The 14036-nt window shown below is 50.8% G+C and carries 9 protein-coding genes and 1 tRNA gene; 3 read left to right on the top strand and 7 right to left on the bottom strand.

Translation table 11 applies throughout. The features are described 5' to 3' along the window. Positions 1-16 precede the first annotated feature (16 nt). From J4F31_00050 to J4F31_00020, 7 genes are all read right to left on the bottom strand, one after another. Positions 17-172, bottom strand: coding sequence for a hypothetical protein (locus J4F31_00050; GenBank protein ID MCE2494972.1), 156 nt, complete (start codon positions 170-172; stop codon positions 17-19). Between the two features lie 106 nt (positions 173-278). Next, positions 279-998, bottom strand: coding sequence for a DNA repair protein RecO (recO, locus tag J4F31_00045; protein ID MCE2494971.1), 720 nt, complete (start codon positions 996-998; stop codon positions 279-281). Positions 999-1000: 2 nt separating this feature from the next. After that, on the bottom strand, positions 1001-3310 hold the full coding sequence (locus tag J4F31_00040; protein MCE2494970.1) for a T9SS type A sorting domain-containing protein: 2310 nt from the start codon (positions 3308-3310) through the stop codon (positions 1001-1003). Between the two features lie 190 nt (positions 3311-3500). Further along, a complete protein-coding gene (locus J4F31_00035) occupies positions 3501-4382 on the bottom strand; it encodes a class I SAM-dependent methyltransferase (protein MCE2494969.1) in 882 nt (293 codons plus the stop codon). Positions 4383-4403: 21 nt separating this feature from the next. Then, the gene (gene mnmG / locus J4F31_00030) at positions 4404-6272 is read right to left on the bottom strand and encodes a tRNA uridine-5-carboxymethylaminomethyl(34) synthesis enzyme MnmG (protein ID MCE2494968.1); all 1869 of its coding nucleotides are present in this window, start codon (positions 6270-6272) and stop codon (positions 4404-4406) included. Between the two features lie 125 nt (positions 6273-6397). Continuing rightward, positions 6398-6820, bottom strand: coding sequence for an rRNA maturation RNase YbeY (ybeY, locus tag J4F31_00025; GenBank protein MCE2494967.1), 423 nt, complete (start codon positions 6818-6820; stop codon positions 6398-6400). Next, positions 6820-10155 (bottom strand): hypothetical protein, encoded by a 3336-nt coding sequence (locus J4F31_00020; GenBank protein ID MCE2494966.1) that lies wholly within the window; start codon positions 10153-10155, stop codon positions 6820-6822. The genes ybeY and J4F31_00020 overlap by 1 nt, the downstream gene beginning before the upstream one ends. A gap of 89 nt (positions 10156-10244) precedes the next feature. Between J4F31_00020 and J4F31_00015 the strand changes: the two genes are divergently transcribed. The 3 genes from J4F31_00015 to J4F31_00005 all read left to right on the top strand — a co-directional run bounded on the left by J4F31_00015 (position 10245) and on the right by J4F31_00005 (position 13912). After that, positions 10245-11762: a glutamate--tRNA ligase gene (locus J4F31_00015; protein MCE2494965.1), complete on the top strand. Its 1518-nt coding sequence runs from the start codon at positions 10245-10247 to the stop codon at positions 11760-11762. Beyond that, positions 11762-13774 carry a dihydroneopterin aldolase gene (folB, locus tag J4F31_00010; GenBank protein ID MCE2494964.1) on the top strand — a complete coding sequence of 671 codons (2013 nt, stop codon included), beginning with the start codon at positions 11762-11764 and terminating at the stop codon, positions 13772-13774. Before J4F31_00015 ends, folB begins: the two co-directional genes overlap by 1 nt. Before the next feature lie 67 nt (positions 13775-13841). After that, a tRNA-Cys gene (locus tag J4F31_00005) sits at positions 13842-13912 on the top strand. The last annotated feature ends 124 nt before the right edge of the window (positions 13913-14036 follow it).

Here is a 14036-nt window from a genome sequence, read left to right as displayed (position 1 = left end):
ATAAAGACTATTTAGTTCAGGACAGCTCCTTTTTCCAACCAAGAAGGTTCTCGCGGTATTGACTTTCCACGACTTTTTTGGCAGTGTCCCGATCGGTAGCCTTAACTGCTATCCGCACTTCTTTGTGCGGTTTATCGAGCAGTACGACTCCCTCGAATGTTTGGATTAGCATGGCGTTGTTTTTAGGTTGTTATTTTAAAGGACTGGGGGTAAGGTGAAGCACGCCACTACTCCAGTCACAAATATACGAAACCAATTTCAACAAAAACCATAAACCGCTAGGAAAGAACCATATGCAGTACGTCGAGGCTCTTGAAACCGAGTCGTTCGTTCAGGTGAATGCGGTAGTATTTTTCGAGTGTCTTTAATCCGGCGAGTCGCGTTTCCGAAGCAAGCGGTGTTCGTTGACATTGGGTCCAAGGTTTTCCCAGCACCTCGAGGATGGCTTTTGAGTCTTGCTCTTTCGCAAAATCGGGATGGTGTGGAATGCCGACCGAAAAAGCTCCTTCGCGGAGGTCGAGTACGCATCCGCCCGAGAGGGCGTGAGGATAGAAACCCAAGTATTCCGTTAGCTTTAGGGTGAAGAAAAGAGGCAGGTTGGCGAGGTCGTTTACCGGGTTTTCGAGTTGTTCGGCGGCATGGGAAATGAAGTCGAATAGCTCCGAATTGGGCTCTTGATCCTGCGTAGATCGCAGTATGACCTCGGCCATGAACTGGGCGATGGTGGTTTTAATGGGGTGCTGGTGGATTACATCGACCTTGTTGATCCGAGCGGTCTCTTTTATCCGTTCTAGGCGATCGTCGTTGTGATTGTAGGCAATCAACTCGAGTCCTTGGAGCGGGTTCATTAGCGCCGGTGTAAGAGGGCTGTTTTTGCCTCGGGCCGAAGGGATGAGGTACGACTGAAGTCCGACCTCGCGGGTGTACATGCGGACAATAATGCTGCGTTCGCCGTAGGGGAAATGGTGAAGAACGAATGCAAGCGTTTTGATGAGCATGACTACCGAATGATCATGATCTTGATCACTGCGGTTTCGGAGCCGTCGTCATTGGTCATGAATACTAAGTAGACGCCCGTGGCGACCTCTTGGCCGCTGAACGACTTTCCATTCCATAGAGCCTGGCCGCCAAGAGCGGTGGTTTCGAATACGAGGTTTCCAGAGATGTCGGTGACCTTTATGTTGGCGTTCTCTGCCAAACCTTTTATGGCGATGTCGCCGGTAAACCCGGGTCGAACCGGGTTGGGGTAGGCCAACACGTCTCCGAACGTGTCGCTTCCTTCCGTAGAACCGGAACGGTAGGTAATGAGTCCTTTTTCCGTTGCGATGTACACTTCGCCGTGATCGGCGTTCACATCGATGGCTTGAATGGTATTGGAGAAGAGCGGGGAGTTATCGACCGTGAAATGGAGGATATCTTCGGTACCGTCAGGCGACATTAGATAAACGCCGCTTCGAGCTGTTCCAAACCATTTTCTGTTTGCACCGTCAATGGCGATGCAGGTCACAGCCTCGTTTTCGAGCAGTTTTGAGAGCACGTCATTTTGCTCGATGAGAACGTGTTGCGCATCGAAGTTTTGCCCCGAGAATAGGCGGCTTGGAGAAAAGAAGGTCACGACACCTTGGTTGGTTCCAACCCAAACTGCTCCATTTTTATCCGAGGCCATGCTGAGAACCGATTTAGACGAGAGGGCGCCCTGGCCAGTGGCTGTTGAGAGCTGTTTTACTTGATCGTCGTTCTTGTTGGCGAGGGTATTTGCGTGGTTGAATACCACTATTCCATCATTTCGAAGCTGCACCCAAACCTGATCGAAGTCGTCGACCATGACGCTCTTTATGGGAAGTGTAGAAGGAGCCAGCCCGGCAAGCGTATAAGCGAACCATTCGTTATTGCGGGTTCGCACGACCAGCGGGTCGCTCGTGTTACCGTTCGTCATCCAGAGCCTGCCTTGGCTATCGAAATCGATTCCTCCTATATTGGTGAATCCGGGAGGGCCTGCTCTTTCCTGCAAGATGGTATTGGAATAGTCGTAACGGCTATGAAATGTGCCATCGCCATTCCAGCGCACCAGGCCTTTTCCATATGAAGCTCCCCAAACCACATTAGGGTCGATGGGGTCGAAGCGGAGTTCGATCATATCGAAGGCCGAGTCTTGAACGGTCGCGTCGCTCGGGATCCACTGACCGTCTTGTTTTAGTTGTACGGGGTTTCGGTTGTATAGGTTCTCAAAAGACCCACCGACCCCGCCGGGCGCCATCCAAACGGAGTTGCCTTGGGCGATCACGTCGAAAGCGCCACGCACTTGTGGACCCTGAGGCATGTAATTCGGGGCTAGGAACCCGTTCCAATGCCTGACCAATCCGGATTCGAGTGAGCCGAGAAAGAATTCCGATTCCGCCGGGTTCCCTTGTACGGCAGTAGTCACTTCAAAAGGATAATCGAGCGAGGCCTGTGTCATATTCGCCGCCAGGTTGAGGTTTTCGTCGTATGCTGAAAAGCTGAACTCCGTACAGGTCATGATGTAATCACTATCGGCTCGAAGAGCGTTCCTGCGCCAGTACCGGAACTCGTGTACAGTGGTCCAGGGGCCCGTGGAATTCGTATAGACCGTATCGGTTTTTGTGTCGAGATCCTTTTTGTTTACGTAGAGCACTCCTTTGTACAGGGCCAATGAGTTTATTGGACCTCCTAAAAAGGAGTCTTGTGTCCAGGCGTTAAAGTCGCGCAAGTTGGGGTCGTTCACATCTGCAGAAAAAAGGCCGATCTCCGTTGCCGCAAACAGCCTTTGTCCGTCGGAGGTCATTTCGTAAACCTTGAGCTGCGAACCGTTGGGGCCGATGAAATAAGGCCCATCGAATTCCTGCGTCTGAATATTCATTTCTACGACTCCGAAGTCACAGCTATAGAAGATCCGATCATCGAGTATGAAGATGTGATTGATTTTTTTTCCGCCGATAATATTGAAGCGCGCTATATCAAAAACGGTGGTTTGAACATCACTCCGCAGAAGATCCAAGATTTGGTTGTCGTAAGCGATGATCAATGTGCCTGTCGGCCGGTGCTCTGCCATTGCGGTAACGACCACCCCACTAAGGCCATCGATCTTGCTCACTCGTTCGATGGTTTTGAACGCGCGACCGAAATAGAACAAACCATTTTCAGTTGCTACAACAACCTCTTCGGGTCGAACTACCAAATCGACCACTCGGTTGTAAGGAAGTTCATTTCCCCAACTCCCAAGTGCAATTTCGGGTTGAGCCGAGGCAAGAAGAGTTGTGGACAGTAAAGCGACAAATAGTGTTTTCCGCATGAGCCAAATTTCGATTAAATGAACGGCGTTTTGCAAGATTTAGTTTGATTTGACCTCCCTCGCACTTAAATAGTTGAAAAACAGAGAGATACGCCCCACTTAATTTAAGGGCGCACATTGGCATTTCCGACTGTTGGCGACATCGATTACTAAAAAAACAGAAAACAGCCTTAAATCAAAGATAATGAGCTTATTTCGGCTTTTGGAAAATGTAGATGATACTACTCCATTCTCCTGAATTTCGGGCCGATAAATTAGAACGTAATCCATTCACGAAAGCGGGGATCCATCGCCGGCGGCCAGATTTGTATTTTTCACTAAGCAGGCTGACGTAATAGCTGTCAAATACCATGGGGTGATTTTTGACGTGATTGAATCCACGGCCGGTAAATAGACCGATCATTCCTGCTTGGCTAAAGTGAAAGAGGTGGCGTGGTACATCATAAGCTGCCCACAAGGAACCGTAGATCTGAGCGTCCTTAGATTTGAAATTCGGAACGGCGATGACGGCGACGCCTCCGGGTTTGAGCAATTCGAAAATCCGGTTTGTGGTCACTGTAGGGTCTGGCACATGCTCCAGCACATGCCACATTGTAATAGCGTCGAATGAACCGGAAGGAAGGTCCGTAAGTGCAGGGTTCGTATGAAGCTTGGTTCCTATCTTGCTCTCGGCTTTTTTACGAGCCTCGTCGTTCGGCTCCATTCCGGATACCGCCCAGCTGTTGGATTTCATTTCAAGTAAAAAGTCACCGGTGCCGCATCCAATATCGAGGATGGATCCCTTTGAAAGGTGTTGTTCTAGAAGAGCCCTTTTCTTTCGCAAAGAGTAATTCCGAACAACTTGATAGACCCCGTCAAGAACACCTTTGTTGGAGTCCGTATGTGAGATGTATTCATCAGACTCGTAGTACGTTCCCAACTCATCTGATTCGGGTCGCGGGTTGGTCGTAAGTACGGTGCCTTCTGCATTGGCCATGACCGTAAAATCATCTCCTGTTACCGTGTGATCTTTACAGGTGAGAGCCGGGCTCAGAGGGCTATCGGTGATCGGACACCTTTCGAGTTTTTCCATAACGATGTTCCACGTGAAACATTAGCGGCCCATGTGGACCAAAAGGACGTTGACATCGGCCGGATTCACACCGCTGATGCGACTGGCCTGTGCGATATTCGCGGGACGAATTTCGCTTAATTTTTCACGAGCCTCCAAACTCATTGCTTGAAGTTTGTTGAAATCAAAGCCAGCGGGAATCGAGATGTCCTCTAATCGCTGAAGCTTCTCCGCGTTTTCCTTTTCCCTTTGAATATATCCGTGGTACTTCAATTGGATTTCACCTTGCTCAAGATCTTCCTCGGGTAAGTTGTTATTGGCAATGTACTCGGCGACCGAGTCAATAGCTACTAAGTCGTGAATGCCTACTTGTGGACGAGCGAGGATGGTGTCCAGCTTCCTTTTTTGATCTATTGGTGCAGTATTCAGCTTTTCTAGAATGAGGTTGATGCTTTCGGGCTCAACGCTTGTGTCCTTCAAAAAGGAGATCATTTCTGAGGTGTTCTTCTGTTTTTCCCGAACCCTTTCCATTCGCTCTTCTGATGCCAGACCTATTTCATACCCTAGGGGAGTAAGCCTTAAGTCGGCATTGTCCTGGCGCATAAGGATGCGGTATTCGGCTCTAGAGGTAAACATACGGTAGGGTTCTTCTGTCCCTTTGGTAATAAGGTCGTCGATCAAAACGCCGATGTAGGCGTCAGATCTCTTTAAAACGAAGGCCGAGTCACCATGTGCTTTTCTGTGTGCATTAGTACCCGCAATTAGCCCTTGACTTCCGGCTTCTTCATAGCCGGTAGTTCCGTTGATTTGGCCTGCAAAGAATAAACCCTCAACGAGTTTGGTCTCGAGACTATGGGTAAGCTGGGTCGGAGGGAAGTAGTCGTATTCGATGGCGTATCCGGGTCTAAAGATCTTGACATGCTCAAAGCCCGCTACCTTCTTCAAGGCCTCATATTGGACCTCTTGAGGGAGCGAAGTGCTGAACCCGTTTACATAAATCTCCACAGTATCCCAACCTTCTGGTTCTACGAAGATCTGGTGCCGGTCTTTATCTGTAAATCGATCGATCTTGTCTTCAATAGAAGGGCAATATCGAGGCCCAATGCTTTGGATGCGTCCATTGAACATGGGAGATCTATCGAACCCTGTTTTTAGGATATCGTGGACCTCTGTACTCGTGTATGTAATCCAACACGACCTCTGTTTGCTCAGGGGTTTTGTATCAGTAAAACTGAACTTCTGAGGGGCTTCATCGCCTTCTTGTTCAGTCATTTTAGAATAGTCCAGCGACCTACCGTCGACTCGGGGTGGGGTTCCGGTTTTCATGCGGCCGTGGTCAAAACCCAACTTTATTAAGTCTTCGGTAATACCAGTAGCGGCTCTTTCTCCGGCTCTACCACCACCAAAATTCTTTTCGCCTATATGAATGAGTCCGTTCAAGAACGTTCCATTCGTCAGCACAACGGTTTTTGCATACACCTCTAGCCCCATACCGGTGCGCACACCCTTTATTCGATCGCCTTCGACAATGATTCCGGTGACCATGTCTTGAAAGAAATCCAGATTCGGGGTTTGTTCCAGCATAAGGCGCCACTTTTCTGCAAACCGCATACGATCGCTCTGTACACGTGGGCTCCACATTGCCGGTCCCTTAGAACGATTCAGCATTCGGAACTGGATGGCCGTCTCGTCCGAAATGATTCCGCTGTAGCCGCCGAGCGCATCGATCTCTCTTACGATCTGCCCTTTGGCAATACCCCCCATGGCCGGATTACAGCTCATTTGACCTATGGTCTGAAGGTTCATGGTGATGAGTAGGGTAGAGGAGCCCAAATTGGCCGCAGCCGCTGCCGCCTCGGATCCTGCATGTCCTGCTCCCACTACGATTACGTCATATTCATTTGCAAACATAAACAACTATGTTTCACGTGGAACAATTCCGGTATATAATAGCCGTAACTGGCTGTCCCTCAAAAAATTAGGGTGCAAAAGTAACAATAATCCCAAACGTGCACAACGTTTGGGATTATTGTGGATCAATCGATTAGGATCTTGATGTGCCGATCCTCCTCGGTGCGCATGTTTTGCTTGTCTTCGTCAGTATGGTCATCCATACCGAGTAGGTGCAGTACCCCGTGGATCATAACGCGAGCGAGTTCGTGTTCAAAATGCACCTTGAACTTCTCGGCATTCTCTATGACCCTATCGGTGGATATAAAAATATCCCCACTGATCAGACGACCTTGTCCGTAATCAAAGGTAATGATGTCCGTATAGGTGTCGTGTTTGAGGTACCGTTGGTTGATTTCCAAAAGGTCTTCGTCCGAGCAAAAAATATAGGTGACCTCTCCGCAATCAAAACCGGATTCTTCAATGACGGATCGCACCCAGTTTCCACGGCGTATCTCCTCTTCTTGAGAGAGAGAAAAGGTGTTTTCGGATTGGTAATAGACGGCCATTAGTTGTTTATTCCGTTAAAATACTCGTTAACCAAGTTACGGTAAAATGGTGCTAATTGTGGCGGAACGGTTTTTAACATTTCCGCCTGCTCTTCTTTAAGTTTTTGGTACTCCAGAAAGGCATTCGGGTTTCGTTCCGGGGTGTTTATTGCCTCTTTCGATTCTCGCTTATTATCGTATTCACGCTCTCGCTCGGCTTTTTCGGCTTCGAGCAAACGAGTCAAAATTTCCTCTTGTCTGCGTAGGGTTTCTTCGGTGATCTTGCGATTTACCAAATCGCGCTCCGTTTCTTCCATCTTCTTCATAGCGTCTTGAAGTCCACCGGGACCCTGGCCATTTTCGCCATCGTCTCCCATTTCATCGGCCATTTCGCGTAAACGTTGGCGTAAAGCCTCTTGTTGAGCAGCCATGCGAGCCAAGCCCTCACTCATCTTTTGTCCTTGTCCCTGCCCTTTTTGATCACCCGGCTTCTGACCTTTTTCCATTTGGCCTTTCATCTTCTTCATCTCCTCGGCCAACTTTTGTTGCTGCTTCATCATTTCGGACATGCTAGGAGCACCATTGTTTGGCTTTTCACAGCTTTGCGACCCCTTCATCATGGACGCCATGGCATTCTGCATTTGGTTCAGGACCTCGCTTAGAAGCAGTGCTAGGTTGTTGGTAGCTGTCATCACATACTGCTGACGTGACGAGGCCTCCTGGGTGCGGCGTTCGGCCAAATCGGCAAGCGCCAAGTCCATGTTTCGGTTAACCTCTCCCATCTCCTTGTTGATGGCACTTTCGATCTGAATGACTCGTTTACTCAAAGCGAAGAGCGAGTCCTCAATTAATCGAGAATCATCCTTGAGGCGATTTTGCTCGCGAAGGACCTCGACGAATTTCGGGTCGTTCCGGTTGAGTTCGACGGTCTCTTCCAGAAGTTCTTCCTGCTCAAAGCTCAACCGTACCAGATTGTCGAGCAATTGACGCAGTGCCTCCATATCCTCCATCTGTTGTTCTTGCCCCATGCTTTGTTGCAATCCATTCAACGAATCGCTAAGCTCGTCCATCTTTTCCTGAGATTTCTTCTGCTTTTCCGAAGCGTCTTTCTTCTTGCCCTGCTCCAGCTCTTTAGTTGACTGCTCCATCTCCTTCTCGATCTCTTCTTCTAGCTCATCGGTCTCGGGCATTTCGTTCTTAAATTCGAGTTCGTCGTTCTTTTTCTCCAGGTCATCGAGGTCTTTCCGAAGCTCGTCGAATTCCTTGTTGAGCTTCTCTTGCTCCTTCTTAAGCGCTTCATCGGATTCGGTACCCTGCTCGGTCTTTTCGTTGAGCTCTTGCTGCTCTTTCTTTAACTGATCGAGTTTGTCGATGCTCTCCTGGAGCTTCTGCTCGAATTCCATCTGCTTAAAAAGCTCCAGGTTACGATCGAGCTCCTTTTCTAGAGTCTCATTGCTCAGCTTCAGGTCTTCAATCTGCTTTTGAAGCTCGTCTTTATTGATCTCTTCCATTAGTTTCTCGATCTCCTCCATCAACTCCTTCATCTCCTCCGACATGATCTCATTGAACATTCTATCGAGTTGTTCTTGCTTCTGCTGAATGCGCTCCTGTTGCTCGCGATACTCTTTTTGATCTCGGTTATTCCGTTCGTTCTCGCGGTTCATTTCCTCCATGTTCTGCTTGAGCTTCTTCTGCTTGTCGAGCAGATTCTGCAATCGCTGCTTATCGCTGAAATCGAGTTTCTTTTTCTCCAGCATACGCTCTTGCAAGTCGTCGAGATCGCGCTGAATGTCTTTCGCCAAATCAATGCTCTCTTCAAGTCGATCCTTGATCTGTTCTTTGCTTTGTTCGTCCTGAGCCCTCAGCTCCTCAAGAGTCGGGGCTTGATACATCCGCGTTTGTGATCTCACTGATTTTGGGCCGTTCACCGCGTCGTTGTCGGTCAGCTGAAAAAAGTACTCCACCTGATCTCCCGCTTTCAACCCCAATGCCCCGATGTCGAAACTGTGGAAGAAGCTGTGCACATTAACTCCACGTGGAACCTCCAAACTTTCGATTCGCGGTGGTAGGGGCCCGCCTTCGTTGATTACGCGATACTGAAAAGTGAGTCTCGAAAAACCGTAGTCGTCTTTACCCAAACCCCTGAAATACAACAGGCGGTCATTAGTGCTGTCGGCCTGTTCTTCGACATTGAGTACCGGGTATGCGTCGGGTGTCACCTTCACGAAATAGCTTGCGGTATCTGCGCCGTCGACGTATTCATTCGAAGTAGTTAAGCCATAGCGCAAGTCCTCCATGAGGCGAAGCTCGTAGCTGTACTTGTCTGCAGCCAATCGCTCCGCAGGTATGGCCGTATCGGCAAAAAACAATCGTAAGGCCTCTGTATTCCTCGTGGTAAAATTCCAACGAGCCTCTGTACCGGCCGGAACCACCAAATCGCCTGAATTCTTCAAGGTTTCTGGTTTACGACCGGTATAGGCCGGATACACCAGCGAGACTTCAAAACCCAAAAGGGCCGGATCGGGCAGAGCTTTCAACGTAAACGACCCAGTTGAAAATCCCGCCGCTTCGAGGCGGAAATCCACATCTTTTTGGACATTCTGGAACGTATAGCGATAGGTATTTCGGCCTACGGCCGGAAGGCGAAATCGGTTTCCATCTCGCTCCAAGTACACTTTATCGGGTAACTCTTCTCCGGTGATCACCACCTCGAGCTCAAAATCCCGATGGCGCAAAACGCTGAGCTTGTCGTTGACTAGCCTAAACTGAAATGGCGCCTCGGGCACGAATTCGCGGTTGTAGTTGATGACCTGTTGCGATCCTTGCTTGAGCACATCACTTTGGCCGGTGATGAAAAGCACGGCAACGACCACGGCCGGCGCAATGAAGTAGCGTAAATATTTGCGGTTCTGACGAAAATCGATGGCGTTCGAAAAAGGAACGGGTTGGAGCTCGTCGCTCTTTTGGGCGATCGAAGCCGGAATAAGCTCGCTTCCACCCACGCTTTCGCGATGAAGCTGAAGTACGTTAAGCAGTTTGTCGTCGACTTCAGAAAAATGCTTTCCGACTATTCGAGCCGCTTGATCGTGGTCGATTCGATCACCGATGCGGAACAGCTGAAGCAGCGGATATACGATGTATCGGCCGAGTATGAGCACCGCCGATGCGGCAAACAACCAAAACAAAGCAGCTCTGATTCCCGTATCCCATTGACCGAAATAAGCCAATACGGCCACGGCCAAAAAAGTGGAGCCGATCAGCGCTCCGCTGTAAATCGCCCCTTTGAGTAAAAGGTTGTGATAATACTTGCGAATGAACGCGCCAAGTTTCTTTATGAGTAGATCGTACGTATCCATGTGTATCTATAACTCCAAATCGCCCGCTTTGGTGCGTGAAATATACGGTTTTAAAACACTAACTTTGCCCGCCCAAAGCTCGATAATCGATGGAAAATCAAGCGATTCGCGTACGATTTGCGCCAAGTCCCACGGGACCCCTCCACATGGGAGGTGTGCGCACCGCACTTTATAACTATTTGTTCGCACGACAAACCGGCGGGCAGTTCATCCTTCGACTAGAGGACACGGACCAAACCCGATTTGTTCCCGGTGCCGAGAATTACATCGTCGAATCCCTCAAATGGTGTGGGATCGAAATAGATGAAGGAATTTCCGCGGGCGGACCCAAAGGTCCGTATCGTCAGTCGGAACGCAAAGCGATGTACCGTCAATATGCCGACCAGATGATCGAGTCGGGCCACGTGTACTACGCGTTCGACACCCCCGAAGAACTCAACGCCATGCGTGAACGCATGAAAGCTGCCGGTGTCCCGAGCCCTCAATACAACCACATCACGCGTGAGCACATGCAGAATTCGCTGACCCTGCCGCACGATGAAGTGGCAGCCCGCATTGAAAAAGGCGACCCCTATGTGATCCGCATCAAAATGCCGCGCAATGAAGAGGTGAAGTTTGCAGACCTCATTCGCGGATGGGTCAGCGTGAACACAAATAATCTCGACGATAAAGTGTTGTTCAAATCGGACGGTATGCCGACCTACCACTTGGCGAATATCGTCGACGACCACTTAATGGAAATCTCCCACGTGATCCGAGGTGAAGAATGGTTGCCCAGCGCCCCACTACACGTGCTGCTCTACCGCTACCTCGGGTGGGAGATGCCTCAGTTTGCCCACCTTCCATTGATCCTTAAACCGGACGGAAACGGAAAGCTCAGCAAGCGCGATGGCGATCGCCTTGGTTTCCCGGTGTTCCCTTTGCGTTGGGTGCCCGAAGAAGGAGACCCGAGCAAGGGTTATCGCGAGCAAGGGTATTTCCCCGGAGCTTTCATTAACATGCTTGCGTTCCTCGGCTGGAATCCCGGAACCAACGAGGAGATCTTCAGCATGGATGAACTCATGGAACGCTTTTCGCTCGAGCGCGTAAACAAAGCCGGTGCGCGATTCGACCCGGACAAAACGCGCTGGTTCAATCAGCAGTACCTACGCACCAAAAGCGATCAAGAACTGGGCGCCCTTTTGCAACCATTGGCTGCCGAAGAAGGGTTTAACGCCACAGCTGAATTCTGCGCGCAGGTAGCCTCTGTCATGAAAGAGCGCGCTACCTTCGTGAAAGAGATGCTTACGGACGGGCACTATTTCTTTGAGGCGCCAACCGAGTACGAGGAAAAGGCATTGAAACGCTGGAAGGAGGACACCGCGGAGATCGTCAAAGCACTGCGCGATTTGCTGGATAAGGTGCAGGACTTCTCCTCTGCAAAGGTGGACGAGGCCTTCCACGGCTTTATGGAAGATCGAGGCCTCGGCTTCGGAAAAGTAGGCCCGGGATTTCGCTTGGCCCTAACCGGAAAAGGCATGGGTCCCGGCTTGCCGGACATCGCCGCCATCATTGGTAAAGAGGAAACCCTCAAACGCCTCGATACCGCACTAGAGAAACTGAGCTGATGGGCATCATCGACGTTACCAACATCAAGCTCTATGGCTACCATGGGTGCATGGACGAGGAGGCCGCCATCGGAACCGATTATCGGATCGACGTGCGCGTTTACGCCGACCTCGAACTCGCCGCTCAAACGGATAACCTAGAGCATACTGTGGACTACGTCGAGGTCAATCGAATCGTGAAGGAACAAATGGAAGTCCGCGCCAAGTTGATCGAGGTTGTGGCGCAGCGCATCATCGACGAGCTACTTCGCCAGATTCCGCGGATCGATAAAGTCGAGGTGACCGTGCGCAAGATGTCGCCTCCCATCATGGGCAATGTCGAAAGCGTGGCCGTAACGCTGACCGGCGCGCAAAAAAAAAAAGCTAACTTTAGCCGTATGAATGTACGGCTCGTTATCCTGTCGTTTCTGCTGCCCTTGGTGCTCGTAGCGCAGATCGAGCAGCGTCGAACCCCGCGCAGCTGGGAGCTCAACTTCGATATTTCAACTTCGGAGATCCGCGTGGATTCTTTGAATGCTATGGCCCTACGGGCCGATGCGCAACTCCGCGATCTGGTCGGCGGTGTGTGCCGCGTGGGACGTGAAGTCGCCTTTAGGGCCAACCCTTCCAACTCGGGCCGTTGGTTTCGAGATAGCAACGGAAACCATTTTTGGACCATCCGAATAGTCGCCCCGACAGCACAAGCGGTCTCCGTGCTTTTTGAGTCGCTGATCCTGCCGAGAGGCAGTGAACTCTATGCTTATTCTGCCGATAAAAACGTTCGAAGAGGAGCATTTACTGAACGGAACAATCGCCGCGATGGGTGGACCATTGCCCCGATTCGCGGGAACGAGATCCTACTGGAGTACTGGGCGCCGGCACGTGTTGCTGAACGGCCGGTGATCGAAGTTTCGGGAATCGGATTCTTTTTCCGCGGTTTTGAGCCTCGGGTCGTGCGCGATTATGGCGATTCGGGCCCGTGCCAGGTGAACGCCAATTGTTCCGAAGGCAATAGCTTTGACGATGAGCGAAAATCGGTCGTGCGCATCGTGACCAAGAACGGTCCGTTTTTTGGCTTTTGCTCCGGGGCATTGATCAACACGACCGAGGCGGGCTGCGATCCGTATATTTTGTCGGCGAACCACTGCACGGAGAATACTTCGACCCCGGATTTCGGGTTGTGGACATTCTACTTTAACTACGAATCGCCCAACTGCTCGGATCCGGGAAGCGACGTCGGGCTCGATCTACAGTCCATGGTTGGGTGTAGCGTATTGGCCAGCACGGGAGTGAGCGATCTATCGAGCGGGAGCGATTTCTTGTTGGTGGAGCTCAACGGAAGTGTTCCGACCGTATTTGGCGCCTATTACTCGGGGTGGATCCGCGGTGTTGCGGCGAATTCGGGGGTCACGATTCACCACCCATCGGGCGACCTGAAAAAGGTGAGCACCTTTACCTCAACGCCTCAAACGACCTCGTGGCCAGGCTCTTCGACTCCCAACCGACATTGGCTCGTGAATTGGCAATCGACCGCTAACGGCCATGGAACCACGGAAGGGGGGTCGTCCGGAGCACCGCTGTTGACGAATCAAGGGCGGATTTTTGGGGTGCTATCGGGCGGATTAAGCTCGTGCACGAATTTGACCGGGGGCGATTACTACGGCAAGTTTTCCACGGCCTGGAACATGGACGGAGGAACTGTTGAATTCAAGTTGGCACCCTGGCTCGACCCGCTGGGGCTCGGGCTCAACACTTTGGCGGGTACCTATCCTCCGTGTGAGTCCGCATCCCTGAACGAAACGTCGCTCCAATGGAGCGTATATCCGAATCCGGCCGCAGGCCGCCTAAACCTTAATTTGCCGCCGGCTACTGAATCGGTTCGCATTGTCGATGCTTTTGGGAGGGTGTTGTGGCAGCGTGAAAAACCGGCACAAGAAGAGCGCGTCGACACCGGAAATTGGCCTTCGGGCGTGTATTTTGCCCAGGTGCTGAGCGAAGGGCAAATATCGAATAGGCCGGTAGTTGTGCTGTAGCGACGGAAAAGCACTGACATCGGTCGTTGCGAGGTCGGAAATTTATCGTATTTTTGCGACCCTCGATGGTCCTGTGGCCGAGCGGCTAGGCAGAGCTCTGCAAAAGCTCGTACACCGGTTCGAATCCGGTCGGGACCTCAACCATCGACTGTAAAAGCCCAATAACCTACATGTTAGCGTTGTTGGGCTTTTATATTTATAGAGGATTAGAAAGAGGTCATAAGAGTTGTTGATATTCGAGACTTTAATGGCCGGTGTACGA

Source organism: Flavobacteriales bacterium (genome assembly GCA_021296215.1).
Classification (GTDB): domain Bacteria; phylum Bacteroidota; class Bacteroidia; order Flavobacteriales; family ECT2AJA-044; genus ECT2AJA-044.
The sequence above is the reverse complement of the archived record's forward strand: the minus strand, read 5'-3'. Positions and strand labels throughout refer to the sequence as shown.